Raw genomic sequence first — 16,597 nt, forward strand, 5'->3', positions numbered from 1 at the left:
TGCGAATCACTGACGGAGGTAATATAAATGACGCTTATTATTAGCGCTGCAACCTGGGATAAAGAACTAAAAGCCGGCATGCGTCAGGCAGAATTAATCTTGTTAGCTCAGGAGGCCGGTTGTGCAGGTGTTGAATTCCGCCCATACTGGCAAAACAGCGAGGAAGAAATTCCGTTAATCAGGGAAGTTTTACGGCAGTATGATATGGTGTGTGCCTATGCTTCGAATGAAGCATTACTGGCCGGGTCACAAGCAGAAACGCTGCAGGCAATCGACTCCCTGCAGGCTGGCCTCCAGCTGGCTGACCGCCTTGGCGCCAAGGTTTTGCGGTTTAATGTTGCCAGTGGGGCCTATGATGCCAGCTTTGTGCATACCACCTGGTGGGCGGAAGCAATGAAACCGGTGCTTGCGTCAGCTAAATCGCTGGGGCTTGTACTTGCTGTTGAAAACGGGCCTGATGCCGCCAAAGGCAATCCCCGGATATTTAAAGAACTCTTTGCTGTACTGCCTGAACTGGCCTTGACCTATGATACCGGTAACTGGCTTTATGCCAACACCAAGCCGGAAGAGGCCTTAGACTGGTTTCTGCCCCGGGTGGGTTATGTTCATCTGAAGGATATCATCTGCGAGAATGCGGCTTTGCAACACGGGCATCCAGGCACAGGCCTTGTTGATGTGAAGGGTTTGAAAGCGCGGATTCAGGCCAGCGGCTATACCGGCATTTTTGCCCTGGAATTTCCTGGCGGTGATAAACCAATGGAACGTATTTTTCAAAGCTTAACCTATTTGGGTTAGGGTCTGAACCCCTGAATACCTTAGGGTATCCGGGGGTTCTTAAATAAATAATAGTTGACAAAAAAGACCAATTAAAATAAAATGATAATGAAAACCATTATTAAATGTACTGGCTTGGGGCCGGTACTTTTTTTAGAATTTAAATTGATAACCATTCTCAAAATATTTAAAGTTTGGAGGTTATCGGGTGAAAATAACTACAAAGCTGCAAATTCTGATGACTGTGGCGGCAGAAGTGCCTGTTATAGTCATTATCTTTATGGATCAGGCGGTTGCTGCCGGGGCTGGCGTAGCCGCACTGGTTGGTTTACTGGGCCCGTTTATGACCGCCCGCTGGCTGGTAACCAAGGATTTAGGTGCTATCAGGGCGTTATGCAAGCTGGTTAAGGAAGGGAAATACCGGGTTCATACGGCATTGCCCAATGAAGCAGCAGATAACGGGGAAGAGAATGAGTTTGTTTCCGTGATGCGGGATATGAACTGGATGGCCCGCGAAATTATGCTGCGGGAAGGGCAATTGAACGAGGCCATTAATGAACTGGACGGGGCTCAGCAGGAATTGATCGAACAGAAACAAGCACTGGAAGTGGCCAATAAGCGTTTAAATGAGATGGCTATGACGGATCCGTTAACAGGATTATCCAACAGGCGGCATTTTTTCGACCATCTGGAACAGGAGATCTGCCGGGCAAATCGTAATGAGCAGCCGCTGTCGCTATTTATCCTGGATATCGATTATTTTAAACAGGTAAACGACACCTATGGACATCAGGCCGGTGATGTTGTCCTGAAAGCCATTGCCTATATTCTGCGCAACCGGTTGCGACGCAGTGATATGGTAGCCCGGATTGGCGGTGAAGAGTTTGCCGTTTTGCTCTCAGATACTAATCTGTCGCAAACACTGGAACTGGCGGAACAAATACGCCATTGTATCAAAGAATATGTGTTTCAATCCTGCGATGGCAAAAGTATAAATATTACCTGCTCTATCGGCGCCTTCAGCGGTGACCGGCCCGATTATACCAAGGCGGAATTATTGTACAAATATGCTGATAAGGCTCTCTATGTGGCGAAGAATTCCGGGCGGGACAAGGTCGCTTATTTTGACTGTGCCCAACAAGGACAAGACAACGATGAATTGTTTGCGCAACTAGGGCCAAGAGGAGTGACTCATTAATGGAAGCATTGCTCCAGAGTGCCGGGGTGCACGAGTTTGTCGAGGCGTTTACGGCTGCACTTGATGCTAAGAATACATATACGCGGGGACATTCTGACCGTGTGGCCGAGATCGCAGCCGCTGTTGCCAGACAGTTGGGTATGAGCCGGTCCAATCAGGATACGATTCATGTGGCCGCCCATCTGCACGATATCGGCAAGATTGGCATACCGGATCATATCCTGCTAAAACCTGACAAGCTGTCTACCGAAGAGTTTGAGGTAATTAAAAGTCATTCCCAGGTGGGTTATGATATCCTTAACAAGGTAACGATGCTAAGGCCAATTGCCAAGCTTGTCCGTTACCATCATGAACGGTGGGATGGTCTGGGCTATCCGGCGGGGCTTGCCGGGACAGCCATTCCGTTAGGGGCCAGGATCATTGCCCTTGCCGATGCATTTGATGCGATGACCAGTGAACGCTCATACCGCCCCTGTAGATCGCAGGAGGAAGCAGTGCAGGAGGTGCTGCGCTGCCGGGGGACGCAATTTGATCCGGAAATTGCCGACGCTTTTGTCCGGCTTTGTCAGGAGGGGAAACTGCCTGGAGACACCGAGGCTGTGAAATGGCTGAGTGAAATGCTGCCCGGCGAGCAGGGACGAGTAACCAAAGTAACCGGCCGGGGTTCGATTAAACAGCGTCTGGTCGATATGGGCATCATCACCGGCACGCGCGTAGCCGTACAAAAATTTGCTCCCCTGGGAGACCCCATGGAGATTAAAGTTAAGGGGTTTAATCTATCCTTACGAAAAAAAGAAGCCCGATTAATTGAGGTGGCGATAGGGTGACGAATTCGCAGCTAACCCTCGCTCTCGCCGGTAATCCCAATTCTGGCAAGACCACAATCTTTAATAACCTCACAGGCTCTAAACAGCATGTGGGCAATTATCCCGGTGTTACGGTAGAGAAGCGGGAGGGGTTCAGAAAATACCAGGACAAAGAGTTCATTGTCGTGGATTTGCCGGGCACCTATGGGTTAATGGCGCATTCAACCGATGAATTGGTAGCCCGTAGTTTTATTGTTCACGATAAACCTGATATCATCGTAAATGTCGTCGATGCGGCCAACCTGGAGCGTAACCTGTATCTGACCCTGCAGCTATTAGAACTGCAAAGGCCGGTGGTTATAGCCCTGAATATGGTTGATGCGGCGGCCGGCAAGGGGATACAGATTGATGACAAGCGGCTGGCGCAGGTTCTGCATACGCCGGTTGTGCGTTGTATTGGCAGGCAGAATCAGGGAACCGAAGATATTCTGACATTGGCGGCGGCAACTGCCGAATATGGGCAACCGGGCGGGGTTACTCTTCTTTATGACAGCAAAATTGAAGAAGCGATCGACGAGATCAGCCAGTTACTGGCTCAGATCAAAGGCGGAGTTCGTTTTCCCCGGCGCTGGCTGGCCTTAAAGCTCCTGGAAGGCGACAGTGAAGCAAGCCGGTATTTAACCGGTATTGCCGGCAGTGAACCGGTGGCTAAGGCTGCGAGGCTGCGCCGGCAGGCTTTGTTTGAGCAAGTAGGGGACCCGGCCTTCCTTATTGCTGAACAGCGACACCGGTTTGTTGCTGCCGTATATACCCATGCCGTGACAATCAGGGCCGATGACGGCATGACCACTTCGGATAAACTGGATGTCGTCTTAACCGGAAAGTTCTCCGGCTTGCCGATTTTTCTGGGCCTGATGTGGCTGCTGTTTAATCTGGTATTTACTATTGGTGCCTATCCACAGGCCTGGATTGAGGCTGGCTTTAGCAGTTTGTCACAATTAGCCGGTGACTATCTGGCTGACGGTGAATTACAGTCTTTTATCATTGATGGCCTTTTAGGCGGTGTTGGCAGTGTCATTGTTTTTTTACCAAATATCCTTATTTTATTTCTTGGTATTTCCTTTATGGAGGATACCGGCTATATGGCGCGGGCGGCTTTTATTATGGACAGGATTATGCGGGCTGTTGGTCTGCACGGCAAATCCTTTATCCCGCTCTTATTAGGGTTTGGCTGCAGTGTTCCTGCCATTATGGGAACCCGGACGCTGGAAAACCCCCGTGACCGGCTTGTCACAATTTTGGTGGCCCCTTTTATGAGCTGCAGCGCCAGGCTGCCTGTATATACGGTGCTGATTGGGGCCTTCTTTGCGGACAAGGTCGCCGGCACAGTCTTGTTTTCTATTTATTTCCTGGGTATTTTACTGGCGGTTCTGCTGGCCAGCGCTTTCCGCACGCTGCTCTTCAAGGGGGAGAGTGAGCCCTTCGTTATGGAGATGCCGCCTTACCGCTGGCCGACAATGAAAAGCATGATTATCCATATGTGGGAACGGAGCCTGCTTTATTTGCGCAAAGCCGGAACGATTATCCTGTCTGTTTCGATTTTAATATGGTTTCTGGTAAACTATCCAACCACAGACAACATTGCGCTAAGTTATGCCGGTCAATTGGGCAAGCTGGTAGAGCCGTGGATTGCGCCCCTCGGCTTTGACTGGAAGATTGGTTTGGGATTGGTATCGGCCTTTACCGCTAAAGAAGTGCTTATCAGTACCTTAGGGATGATTTACCATATTGATCAGACCGGAGAAACGGCAGTAGCCCTGCAGGCGGCTATCAGCAATGATCCGGCTTTCAGCCCGCTTGTCGCCTATTCTTTAATGGTCTTTGTTTTGGTTTACTCGCCCTGTCTGGCGGCAATTGCCGTCATCAAGCGGGAAACCAACTCCTGGCAGTGGGCATTATTCAGCCCTGTTTATACAACCGGATTAGCCTGGATTTTGTCTTTTATTATATTCCAGGGGGGAACCTTGCTGGGCTATTAGCTGCATGCCGGCGAATAGAGTTTTATCCACATTAGAAAAATAATACGCTATCTCACTTGGAAGTCAGCTGGGTGTATAATTATAGACCGCTGGCTTGACATTGGCCGTAGCTTTGTTTATTATATAACTTATATTACAAATAAATATTGTTGGTGTTTTTAAGGAGGAGCCTGTCACCAGGGTTCCTCCTGTCTATTTTTAAGAGACGATCAATGTAATTTTAAAAAGGAGAATGCCGATGTTCCTGTTCCTACAGATGTTGATTATTTTGCTGACAACCAAGCTCGCCGGGGAACTAAGTATCAGATTAGGGCAGCCCGCCGTACTGGGAAAGCTAATAAGTGGGATTCTGATCGGACCGGCCGTGCTGGGCTGGATTGATAAATCAGAGACGATTATGCAAATCAGTGAAATCGGCGTATTACTGTTAATGTTTCTGGCCGGTCTGGAAACTGATATTCAAGCTCTTAATCAAAACTGTAACTCATGTATTGCAGTAGCCGTAGGCGGGGTTATCCTGCCGTTGACTTTTGGTTATTTTGCTGGCTTAGGCATCGGGCTGGAGCCGTCTCATTCGTTGTTTTTAGGGCTGATACTTTCAGCTACGTCAGTAAGCATTTCGGCCCAGACTCTCAAAGAGTTAGGCCAGTTAAAAAGCCGTGAGTGTACAACCATATTGGGAGCAGCAGTGCTGGATGATGTTTTGGTTGTAATCATACTGGCCATCATGATGAGTTTTCTTACGGGGGAGCAAGTCAGCCTTAGTCTGCTCATTGGCAAGAAAATCCTGTTTTTTGCGGTAATTGGATTCTTAGGCTGGAAGGCTGTACCATGGCTATTGAAAAAATTTGCGCCTTTGCGTGTTTCCGAGCCGGTAACAAGCGCAGCAGTATTAATTTGTTTCTTTTTTGCCTATTTGGCGGAATCACTGGGCGTAGCAGGAATCATTGGCGCCTTTGCCGCCGGGCTCGCTATTGCTCAAACGAAGTTTAAACACCAGGTGGAGCGCAAAATTGAGCCTATGGCCTATGCTTTTTTTGTGCCGGTATTCTTTGTTAGTATTGGCCTGTCGGTTTCGTTTGCCGGGACTGGCAGTCAAATAGGGATCATAATAGGGCTTACCCTGATTGCCATATTAACCAAACTGTTTGGCTCTGGGATTGGCGCCAGACTAACCGGCTGTAATAATAAATCTTCCCTGCGGATCGGGGCCGGGATGATATCACGGGGCGAGGTTGCGTTAATTATTGCGGCTATTGGACTGGAAGCGAATTTACTGGAAGCAGAGCTTTTTACGGCTGTCATTATTGTCGTGATTCTCACGACCTTAGTGACCCCTCCCTTGTTGAAAACACTATTTGCGGGTCAAAAATGTGAGAACCAAGAGTTATAGCTGTATTGAAGAACCCGCCAAAACCTTGTGCAGGTTTTGGCGGGTTCACTAGTTGTGTTTCATCCGGGCATTAATAATTCTGGCGGCATGCACGCCGCTGGCACTGGCCTGGGATAAACCGCGGGTAATGCCGGCCCCGTCGCCAATGGCAAACATGTTCTCAATCTCTGTTTCCAGCTCCCCGGTCAGTTTCAGGCGTGAGCTGTAGAACTTGACTTCAACCCCATACAGCAGGGTGTCATCATTGGTCATACCGGGAGCAATATTATTAAGGGCGTAGATCATTTCAATGATGTTATCCAGGTGGCGTTTGGGCAATACCAGGCTTAAATCACCCGGGGTTGCTTTGAGGGTTGGCTGCGTGAAGCTTTGGGACAGACGGTGCTCATTGGTACGGCGGCCTTTTAACAGGTCTCCAAAGCGCTGCACCAGGACGCCGCCGCCCAGCATATTGGAAAAGGAAGCGATACGTTTACCGTATTGATGGGGTTCGGTGAAGGGCTCGGTAAACTTGTTGCTGACCAGGAGGGCAAAGTTGGTATTTTTGCTGTGCAGCTTTTCATCCCGGTAGCTGTGGCCGTTGACGGTAACAATCCCGTCGGTATTTTCAGCAACGACATAGCCTTTGGGGTTCATGCAGAATGTCCGGACCAAGTCGCCGTACTGCTTTGTCCGGTATACCAGCTTGGCTTCATATACCTCATCGGTAATGTGCTGAAATACCTCGGCCGGGATTTCCACGCGAACACCGACATCGACCTGATTATTGGTCAGCGGCAGGTCCAGTTCGCGGCACTGGTTGGCAAACCATTCCGAGCCGGCCCGTCCCGGCGCGGCAATCAGGTAGTCGCATTCAATCCGGCCGCTGCTGGCTGTTTCCAGAACAAAGGTGTTATTATGTTTTTGGATTGTGGTTACCATTACGCCAAACAGCATGGTTATCTTTTCTTGTAAATGATCATAGACGGCCTCAAGAATTTTTAAATTGTTTTCCGTGCCCAGGTGCCGGACCCGGGCGTCCAGCAGATGCAGGTCATGCTGTAAAGCCACTTTGCCCAGACCGCTGTTTTGAGTGCTGAAGTATTCAGCCGGGGCGCCGTATTTTATATTGATTTGGTCAACATAATCAATCAGGTCCAATACCTGCTGGTCTGACAGGTATTCATTCAGCCAGCCGCCAAATTTGGTGGTAAAGTTATATTTGCCGTCAGAGAAAGCCCCGGCGCCGCCGAAACCGCGCATAATGGCACAGGGATTGCATTTAATGCAGGAGGGAACTTTTTTATCCGAGATGGGGCAGTGCCGCGAATAAATGTCGTGTCCGGCCTCTAATAAAGCAACCTTGATGTCCGGATTGCTGCTGACAAGTTCATAGGCGGCAAATACACCAGCCGGGCCGCCGCCTATGATGCCGATGTCAAATTTTTCAGCCATGAAAAAAAACCACCTCTCGATATGATTGTGGCACGAACCGTAACACATTATACTTTACCAAATAATGTTTGTAAATAGGAAATCGGTTGAAACAGAGAGATTAAAACTGTAAAATAATAGATATGCAGTGTTCAAATCACTAGACAGTGTTTGTTGTATATGATAGAATTTTGTCAAAAGACTTAATTTCCTACTTCACACCAGTATTCTTAGCCAGGCTCTCTACAGCGTGGTTTTTTCTGTTATCAGGAAAGCCATGGCAGCTGACTAACATGGCGGTTATGCATATCAGGCAGGGAAAGAATTAAAAGCTGTATTGTAAAGGATGGGAATATTGCCGTGAGTATTGAGGTTATGACACAGGAAGTCAATGGAGCTGAGGCTCTCACGGAACTCAGGCCGCGGATGCGGCAGCTGTTTACTGTGCTTGCCGGTGAGGACACTGGCAAGGTTGAGGTTATTTTTAATGAAGCCGTTAATAACGCCTTTCGCCAGGGGAGTAAGGTGCGTGTTAAGATTAGCCGCATTGGCGGAAAACTGATCCTGCGGGTCAAAGACTCAGGCCAAGGCTTTGCCGGTAATCTATTGTTACACTCCTTGTGCAGCCAGGACCTGGCTGAGTTGTTTGATGAGAAGCTGATTGATGAAAGCGGCCGGGGGCTGTTAATCATGAAAGCTATGGCTGATGAGGTTTGTTTTAACCACCAGGGCAATGAGATTATGCTGGTAATCAAGCTTGGGTATAATAATTAAGCAGAGCAGTGTTTAAGCGGTATCATTGTGTGATTATTACTACGCCCCCGGTTTTTGCGGAAGGGTTTGAGGTTAACGAATACCTGGGCATGGTGACCGGTGAGGTTGTCATGGGGACGGCGGTAAAAATCCGAAAGAAGTAATAAACGCATGTTAGTCATTGATCAATGCTGTATTTCCTAAGCAGGAATAGTGAGTTTAAATCAACATCGTAAACTATGGCTATGAAGGTTATAACGGTTATGAATTTTGACGTTACCTTTATGGTCTTTATTTTTGGGCTATCTCTACACTAAAGAAAATTCATACAAACAGTATCTGGATAAGTTGTGGACTGAGACTGCATAGTTCACCACCGCCGCTTACAGATAAAATCCCGGTTATCACAGGGCTGTGAAACCGGGAGAGGGCAGAAGTTATAAGGTGGGGGCCGAACAAAAGGCCGTTCCTGTTATATCAGTCTGGCTCAAAACAGTAAGGTATAGTCAGGCTGGAAGAGGAATTGCGGTTAATGAAAACTTCGGGTTAAGTAGTACCCTGTGAGGCAGGTGAAAAGCAATGGGGGATGAACTTTTTTTCGACCGCATTGCCGGTCAGTGGGATGCAACACGGGCAGCCGATGCCGGTAAGATCGGCAAACTGGTGGAGCTGATCGGGATAGCGCCGGGATCCAGAGTGCTTGATGCCGGCAGCGGGACTGGTGTATTGTTGCCGTATATTCACAAGGTTGTTGGCAATGAGGGGCAAATTACAGCTGTCGATTTTTCTGCCAATATGCTGCAGCAGGCCAAAACTAAATATGCGGCCCTGAGGAATATTGAGTTTGTTGTTGCCGATATCATGAATTTTTCAACGGCGCCTGGATTTGATCATGTGATTTGTTTTAATTTTTTTCCGCATGTTAAAAACAAGTCCCTGTTTTTGCAGCATATTCGTAATGCACTTAACAGCGGGGGTATGCTGACGATCATGCATGATCTGTCGCGCCAGCAGGTAAATGCCGTTCATCAGGCCAGCGCCGCGGTAAAAGAAGACCGTCTGGCCTGCGGGGAGACGGTAAGCCAATGGCTGACCGGGGCTGGGTACGAGGTAATATGCAGGATTGATGACAGTGATTGCTATTTTATCAAGGCCCGGAAAACATAGAGGTTTCTTGCGATATGCTTTTGATAGCCTAAGCATATAGCGAATGATTTTGTAAACGGCAAAATAAGCTCATTTTGCCGTTGTATCTTTACGAGGAAAATTAGCACATTATCAACTGTGGTTACTGCAATAGCCGCATTTGTGAATAGGACTGGCGATTAATCACAGCTTTTGCTGGCATTGTTCCGGAGGAAAAGGGAGGTAAGCTGAGAAGTATCTGTAGAATAATGCCAGCCCTTATCCGTATTTAGCTGCGAAAAGTATTTTGACCAGAATAAGAGTAAGTCTTACGGTCGATTAATGTCATTTCCCGGGAAATGTAGCAACAAGAGTCCAATAAATGTGCAGAGCTTATACCTGCCACCACATAATACCAACAGTTGTTTCCGATGTTTCGGCACAATAACCATCAATAGCGATGCTTGCAAGGATAGTGCGAATCGTGTTTTCGGTCTCAGCGCCGGTAACGCCCAGTACGCTAAAATAACTGATATAGTGATCAATCAGATAGGGAAGCGGTTCCTGCGTGGTTTGACCGTAAGTGGTGAAGGTCAGGTTGGGGCGGTAGCCTTCCTGATACAGGATGTTAAGCGGATAGATGATATCAAAGGATGGCCCCGGTGCCGGCTCCTGCAAGAGTTTTTCCCATAAGAGACGGCGTAAGCTAATATCATGTTTACCGGCAAAGCCGATCAGGCAGCAGACTCTGCGGGCTACTTTCGTCATTTTCATCAGGCTGTCATAGTTATTAATAGCCGGGCTCTTAGCGGCAAAGGTTATGTCATAGGCCGGACTCGGGGCAATGTCCTGCCAGTCGGCCAGCAAAGGAGTGATGTTTTTCTCCAGACCGGCTTTTCCTGCCTGGCCGGACAAGGCTGCCAGCATACCCGGGGAGGTATCAAGGCCGGTGACTTTAACATCATATGCTGCCAGCGGCAGGGCGTAGGTGCCGGGACCACAGCCAATATCCAACAGTGTATCGCCTGGTTTAATTGTCCCGTGGGCAACCAACCTGGCAATGATGTCTTGGTGGACTGTTTTGCTGGTTTCATTATGTTCGGCATAGCGGCTGGAAAAGCTGTTCCAATATTCCTGCCACAGCTTAGGGTCAGGCGGGCGCCGACCAGCCTTTTTATTGGCGTTTTGCCAGGCTCTATCCCAAAACCGGACATTATTTAACGGCTCGTCCGCAAGCTGACTGTCCAAATTTACCATCCCCGGCTGTATTCTTCGGTACAGGCTAAACAAGCGATTTTACCGTTTTTTAAACGGGCCCGGGCTTCCATAACTTTTTCACCACAATACGCACAGATGACAGAGTTAAAGATTTTGGCCTCTGGCGGCAGTGTAAGCTCAACATCCGTAATCTTAAACAGGTCTGCCAAGGGGGTAACCAACAGCTGAGCAATTCGTTTTTCCTGGATTTTTTGCCAGGCAGTCTCCTGCTCGATTGTGGCCTGGCCACTAAACACTGTGTTTTTAAGGCTTTCCTGCTCCGGGGACAGGGGGCTGCTTTCACCGGTCACCGCAACCCGTACGGCTTTACCTGTCTGGCGGTTGCCGATCGTATAGGCCTGTTTGCCATGGTCTTTGTAAATAAGGTTGCCTTTGCCAATGGTGCAGCCCAGCAGCACTTGAACAGCATCAATGCCGCAGCCGTCAGACTCAACAATTGCGACAAGCTCCTCGTCATTGGCCCGGGTTACATTAAGGCGCTCAAGGGCGGCTTTGGCAGCCAGATAGCCAATGGTAAGTCCTGGGCAGCAATGGCCGTGGAATTCAACAGCCTTCTGGTAGTCGGCAGCTCGGTTAGTCATTTTCTCTTCCTCCTCGGCAATGTTCTGGATCCAGAGTAAGGATTGGCCCGGTAATTTACCGGGCACGATAAGATTTGTACCTTACTTTAAATTTTTTAGTGCAAATTAACTATATTATCAGTTATTTGTCCAATACTGTCAAATGCGGAGCTGTTTTTTATAACCAAATATTTTGCAGATTTTTTGCATAATTAATTGACACAATTAGTGAAATTTGGTACAATTCAAGATATTAAACGATAGTTGAAATTATCGTTTGCCGTAGAATGCGGCAGTTTATCTGGGCTCGGCAATACTTTTATCTTCTATAGATTTTTTAAACAGCCATGAAGGCTCTGCTTGTTGCAGTTGTCTTGATGGTTAATTTACTTTGAGGGGTATAATAGCGGTAGTGGTTCCCGGTAATAACGAAGGAATTTTCAATTTATTGCCGAATTAATAATCAATCGTCCATTTTTGTGGAAGGTGGTAGGGTCTGTATGGTAATTGCAGTTATTGATGGTATGGGCGGGGGGCTTGGTGTGCAGTTGGTGACCCAGCTTACGTCACAGCTGGGTCAAAAAGCAGATATTATTGCTTTGGGGACAAATGCACTGGCGACCAATAATATGGTACGGGCCGGAGCGATGCGTGGCGCTACCGGTGAAAATGCCGTGGTCGTTTCAATCCGCAAGGCAAATATTGTAGTAGGTCCGATTGGTATTATAATTCCTAATTCCTTAATGGGGGAGATCACCCCCAAAATTGCCGAAGTAATTGCCTCTTGTGATGCGCATAAGGTATTGGTGCCGGTAAATCAAAGCCATTTCGATATCGTTGGCCTTGAAAGCCGGCCGCTGGTGGTTTCTATTAAAGAGGCAATTGCCAGGGTAACCGAGCTTGTTCTAGGCAAGACCTGGTAGCCTTGTAACGCCAACTTAGTAACTAATCATGTAAAGAAGAACAACCCGGTTGTGTGCCGGGTTGTTTGTGTGTTTGGAGCTGCTGCCATTCAGCTGAGCCTGTTATTCCAGTACTGTGGTCTTGCGGTCAGCCCGCCACCACAGCACGCCGATAGTCGAGTTAATCAGTTCGGTGCAGTAATCTTCCACTGACCGGTTAGCCAGGAATTCAGTAATTTTAGCTGACGTCTCCGGGCTGTCCAGACCAAACAGCTTGAAATAACTGGTGTAATATTCAATCATAAAAGCCAGTGTCTCCCGGTAGCGCTGGCGGTAGCTGTAAAATTTAATATTAGGCAGATACCGGTCCTGATACAGGATATTAAACGGGTATTGGATATCAAACGCCGTTTGCTCAGGCGGTGTGCCGATCAGGTGCTCCCATAACAGTGTCCGCACTTTGATGTGATAGGTGCCGGCAAAGCCGATCAGGCAGCAGGTACCGCGGGACAGTTCATTCATTTTCATTAAGCTGTCATAATCGTTAATAGCGGTAGTGTTGGCGGCAAACACCACATCATAAGCAGGTTCGGCCGGCAGGTCCAGCCAGTCGGCCTGGAGGGCCGTAATCCGGTCGGAAATCCTGTCGTGAGCGGCCTCGGACTGCAGGACAGACAGCATTTGTGCAGCTGTATCCAACCCTGTTGCCTGTTTGGCCCTGGCGGCCAGCGGCAAGGTAAAGGTACCGGCTCCGCAGCCTATGTCCAGTACTGTGCTGGCCGGGGTTATTACACCGTCGGCAACTAAGCCGTCAATAATTGCATTATATATCGGCCGGCTTTGGCGGTTGCGCAGGGCGTACTGCTCGGCAAAATCATTCCAAAACTGCTGCCAGCCTTGTTTGTTGCCATAACTTGGGGCCTGATGGGAACTCTCACGCGCTTCCTGCCAGGCCTCAGTCCAAAACTTGGTATTGCACATGGCTTGTCATCCTTCCTGCTATGTAAATTAATAAAGTCCTTTAGGCGCCGGCAGAAGCCTTAGGCTCTGAATATTATCAGACAGGGGATAAACTTTCTGATAATGTAAAAAAAGCATGAAGTCCAAGGAATTATCCCTTAGGTTTCATACCGGAGTGTTTGAATCTTCATGATTCAAGCTACTAGTTTAAATATAAATTGTTTTGCAGTAATTGTCAATTAGCAATAGCATTGCTTGTATGCTGAAAACAATAAAATAAAACAGTAAATTACCAGCAATTACGCAATAGGCTAAGTTGTTGACACTATTTACAATAAAGCTTATACTAAAATTGTCATCAACTTAATTACATACGGCGAGTTGGGTGCCCTGCGGGGCTTAATAGGGAAGTCCGGTTAGAAACCGGCGCGGTCCCGCCACTGTAACGGGGAGCAAGCTTAAGATATACCACTGGGATAATTGGTCTTGGGAAGGTTTAAGCAAGCTATGATCCGGAGCCAGGAGAACTGCCTAGCTGACAATCACCGTTTTTACCCACGAGGTATGGGGAGGGGATTACAGTAGGCGCTTGGTTACAGACTCATTGCGTCGCTTGAATTCACTCCTGGTATAATGAGGTACCAGGAGTTTTGTTTTGGCAAACTGTTATTACTATTCCCGGCTTAAGCAGCGGGAGTTTTTTGTTTGGGAAAATACAAGCTGCCAGCTTGATTCATCAGTTGTGCTGCCTGTTTATCAATGTACCGAAGCGGGAAAAACATCCGGTATGCTTTGTAAATACAGCTAACATAATAAGGCGGTGTGTGCGAAGATGAGTTTTACCACACAGGACAACGGACTATTAAAGTGCGTTTATCAAGAGTGGGGACAACGGGAAGATTTTAATTTCTATCTGTCCATCTTATCCCATCAGTTTAATTTTGTATTTAACCACTCGCAAAGGGTGGCATATTATGCGGTTAGGCTGGCCCAAGCGACCGGCTGCCGTGATACTGAGATTGTGAATATTGGTGCAATGGCGTTGCTGCATGATATTGGTAAAATAAATGTACCGATCAAGGTTTTATATAAACAGGGTACTTATGATCCGTATGACCGGAATGAAATGGAGCGCCATCCGGTCTATGGCAGCCAGATGCTGCTGCGATCCAAAGAGCTGCGGGAGCTTATTGCCGGGGTACTGCACCATCACGAGCGTTATGATGGCAATGGCTACCCCAATAAACTCAAAGCCTTGGAAATCCCCTTGCCAGCCAGGATCATTCATATTGCCGAAGCCGTTGATGTTATGACGACAATCCAGAATTATCAGCAGGTAAGAAGCTGGCATGAAGCTATGGGTGAGCTGGAACGGGCGGCTGACAGTCAGTTCGACCGGGCTCTGGTAAAAGCCTTTTTGGCATTAGAACCGGCTATGTTTGCTGCCGGCAGGATGGGCGCCGGCCAGGCAGCGAGACAGGAAAAGCAGCAGCTGGTTTTATCTGCCGGCAGTGTTGGGCATTACCTGGAGAATATAGCAAATTTAGGGGTCATTTGTTTGGATAAAAACAATACAGTTGTATTTTGTAATGCCTGTGCAGAGCAGATACGGCAATTGCCTGAAGGTACTTTATTAGGTAAAAACTTTTTAGACAGTTATCCCCAGCACCGGCGAAAAATTCTCGAGGACAAGCTGGGGCAGCTGCGGGCTGGTAAAAAAAAGGCATGGTATCGCCTAATGGGCCGTAATGGGCGGTTTATTGAGAACCGGTATTCACGGGTAACGGATGCCAGTGGTAAGTTTATCGGCACTGTTTTGGTCACAATTGATGTGACCGAGCGGGAGAAAGTGGCCCGCAGTCTGAATGCCGCCCTGGAAAGGCAGGCCGCCTTGTATCAGGCAGCCCAGATCATCACCTCCTCGTTAAGTATTGCCGAGATCATTGACGGCATCCTGAGGATTATAAGAAAGACGATGGTGGTTAACAAGGCCGAAATTTATTTATCAAGTGAAACCAACGACGGTATCCCGGCTATGCATACGCATGAGTACAGCCGCAGTGAGCCGATTGAAGGCCAGGAGGGTTACCGTGAGGCGGCAAACCAGGTTTACAGTACTTTGCGGACAGTCATGGCTGCTGATGAACAGGGCAAGCTGGCAAAATATTATGTCCCGCTTATCTACCGGCGTGATTTACTGGGGATATTATATATTGAAAGAACCAGTCCGGGTGAGGAGTCGCAGGAACGGCTGGAGCTTCTGGAAGCACTGGCCAGCCAGACTGCGATTGCGATTAGGAATGCCCGCCTGCACGAGGAAGTCCAGTACCTGGCCGAGTATGATAAATTGACAGGCTTACTGAACCGCCATTCCTTTGACCGGTTTTTTGCAGAGCAGTGCCGGCAGGCCGCAGAGCAGCCGGCGCCGGTTACACTGCTGATGATTGACATTAATGGCCTAAAGCTTGTCAATGACCAATATGGGCATGTGGCCGGTGATATGTTAATTAAGGCTGCTGCTCAGGTTGTGAAAAATAGTATCAGCAGTGACGACCGCGCTTTTCGCTATGGTGGTGATGAGATTGTTGTGCTGCTGCCGGGGGTTTCTCTCCCGGAAGCACAGATTATTATTAAGCGGATACAACGCAATAGCAAATGGTGGCAACCGGGCATTGTTGCTAATGTGTATGCTGATTTGACTCTCAGTGTCAGCATTGGCGCCGCCGCGAGCAGCGAAGTCAGTCTGGAATGCCTGATTCAGGAGGCTGATAAACGCATGTATGAAAGTAAGCGTCTTTATTATAAGTCGCTGGATGTAAAATGATGGATCGATTTGGCATAACAGGCCTTTAGTGGCGGATGCTGCCGCATGATAAATTTAGAATAGAGTGATAATTGCAGACAATCATTTTTTAAGGATTGACAATCATTTCTTGAGGTGTTATGCTAATTTCACAGAGGACAACTTAATATGTTTGAAATAGGTGCCTAAAGGCTTAATAGGGAAGTCCGGTTTAATGCCGGCGCGGTCCCGCCACTGTAACGGGGAGCTAGCTTAAGATATACCACTGAGCATTTGTCTTGGGAAGGTTTAAGTGAGCCATGAGCCGGAGTCAGGAGAACTGCCTATTTGACAATCGCCGTTTATTACCCACGAGGCATGGGGAGGGGATTACAGTAGACGCTGGCATAAAATAGCGTATCTGGCTTAATTCACTCCTGGTTAACAGCCAGGAGTTTTTTTATAAGACTACTGTTTATTACTCCCAACTTTAACGGTTGGGAGTTTTAATTTAATGACATTCTTCTCAACGCTCCTTTTGAATTGCGCATTGGCGCGGGTCTCTAGCAGACCTTTCTTTTTACAGTTTTACTATCATATAAATATTTTATTGC

At 48.0% G+C, this 16,597-nt stretch carries 13 protein-coding genes and 2 riboswitches; of the genes, 9 read left to right on the forward strand and 4 right to left on the reverse strand.

The genetic code is table 11. The features are described 5' to 3' along the window. Nucleotides 1-27 precede the first annotated feature (27 nt). The 5 genes from SPTER_RS01580 (at nt 28) to SPTER_RS01600 (ending at nt 6,210) form a co-directional block, all read left to right on the forward strand. The gene (locus tag SPTER_RS01580) at nt 28-795 is read left to right on the forward strand and encodes a sugar phosphate isomerase/epimerase family protein (protein ID WP_144348752.1); all 768 of its coding nucleotides are present in this window, start codon (nt 28-30) and stop codon (nt 793-795) included. Between the two features lie 187 nt (nt 796-982). Beyond that, on the forward strand, nt 983-1,972 hold the full coding sequence (locus SPTER_RS01585) for a GGDEF domain-containing protein (RefSeq protein WP_144348753.1): 990 nt from the start codon (nt 983-985) through the stop codon (nt 1,970-1,972). Then, on the forward strand, nt 1,972-2,799 hold the full coding sequence (locus SPTER_RS01590; protein ID WP_211367388.1) for an HD domain-containing phosphohydrolase: 828 nt from the start codon (nt 1,972-1,974) through the stop codon (nt 2,797-2,799). The genes SPTER_RS01585 and SPTER_RS01590 overlap by 1 nt, the downstream gene beginning before the upstream one ends. Beyond that, nucleotides 2,796-4,817 (forward strand): ferrous iron transport protein B, encoded by a 2,022-nt coding sequence (gene feoB / locus SPTER_RS01595; protein ID WP_144348754.1) that lies wholly within the window; start codon nt 2,796-2,798, stop codon nt 4,815-4,817. Before SPTER_RS01590 ends, feoB begins: the two co-directional genes overlap by 4 nt. 238 nt (nt 4,818-5,055) lie before the next feature. Next, on the forward strand, nt 5,056-6,210 hold the full coding sequence (locus SPTER_RS01600; RefSeq protein ID WP_144348755.1) for a cation:proton antiporter: 1,155 nt from the start codon (nt 5,056-5,058) through the stop codon (nt 6,208-6,210). 48 nt (nt 6,211-6,258) lie between these two features. Here the strand turns inward: SPTER_RS01600 and SPTER_RS01605 are convergent, their stop codons facing one another. After that, entirely contained in the window at nt 6,259-7,644 is a 1,386-nt protein-coding gene (locus tag SPTER_RS01605; protein WP_144348756.1) for an NAD(P)/FAD-dependent oxidoreductase, read from the reverse strand. Between the two features lie 354 nt (nt 7,645-7,998). Here SPTER_RS01605 and SPTER_RS01610 point away from each other — a divergent pair, with 354 nt between their 5' ends. Then, on the forward strand, nt 7,999-8,397 hold the full coding sequence (locus SPTER_RS01610) for an ATP-binding protein (RefSeq protein ID WP_170233097.1): 399 nt from the start codon (nt 7,999-8,001) through the stop codon (nt 8,395-8,397). Nucleotides 8,398-8,955: 558 nt separating this feature from the next. Further along, nucleotides 8,956-9,543: a class I SAM-dependent methyltransferase gene (locus SPTER_RS01615; RefSeq protein ID WP_144348758.1), complete on the forward strand. Its 588-nt coding sequence runs from the start codon at nt 8,956-8,958 to the stop codon at nt 9,541-9,543. Nucleotides 9,544-9,894: 351 nt separating this feature from the next. Here SPTER_RS01615 and SPTER_RS01620 read toward each other — a convergent pair whose 3' ends face one another. Next, nucleotides 9,895-10,749 (reverse strand): SAM-dependent methyltransferase, encoded by an 855-nt coding sequence (locus tag SPTER_RS01620; RefSeq protein WP_170233098.1) that lies wholly within the window; start codon nt 10,747-10,749, stop codon nt 9,895-9,897. Between the two features lie 2 nt (nt 10,750-10,751). After that, complete coding sequence (locus SPTER_RS01625) at nt 10,752-11,360, reverse strand: FmdE family protein (protein ID WP_144348760.1); 609 nt, start codon at nt 11,358-11,360, stop codon at nt 10,752-10,754. Nucleotides 11,361-11,839: 479 nt separating this feature from the next. Here SPTER_RS01625 and SPTER_RS01630 point away from each other — a divergent pair, with 479 nt between their 5' ends. Next, nucleotides 11,840-12,262: a DUF3842 family protein gene (locus SPTER_RS01630; protein WP_144348761.1), complete on the forward strand. Its 423-nt coding sequence runs from the start codon at nt 11,840-11,842 to the stop codon at nt 12,260-12,262. Between the two features lie 102 nt (nt 12,263-12,364). On the opposite strand, the gene SPTER_RS01635 is transcribed toward SPTER_RS01630, so the two are convergent. Further along, nucleotides 12,365-13,222 carry a class I SAM-dependent methyltransferase gene (locus tag SPTER_RS01635; RefSeq protein ID WP_144348762.1) on the reverse strand — a complete coding sequence of 286 codons (858 nt, stop codon included), beginning with the start codon at nt 13,220-13,222 and terminating at the stop codon, nt 12,365-12,367. A 345-nt stretch (nt 13,223-13,567) separates the two neighbouring features. Beyond that, nucleotides 13,568-13,750: riboswitch (cobalamin riboswitch) on the forward strand. A gap of 283 nt (nt 13,751-14,033) precedes the next feature. Here SPTER_RS01635 and SPTER_RS01640 point away from each other — a divergent pair. Next, complete coding sequence (locus SPTER_RS01640) at nt 14,034-16,025, forward strand: diguanylate cyclase domain-containing protein (protein ID WP_144348763.1); 1,992 nt, start codon at nt 14,034-14,036, stop codon at nt 16,023-16,025. A gap of 141 nt (nt 16,026-16,166) precedes the next feature. Next, a riboswitch (cobalamin riboswitch) is annotated at nt 16,167-16,345 on the forward strand. The last annotated feature ends 252 nt before the right edge of the window (nt 16,346-16,597 follow it).

Source organism: Sporomusa termitida (assembly GCF_007641255.1).
In the GTDB taxonomy this organism is placed as follows: Bacteria; Bacillota; Negativicutes; order Sporomusales; family Sporomusaceae; genus Sporomusa; species Sporomusa termitida.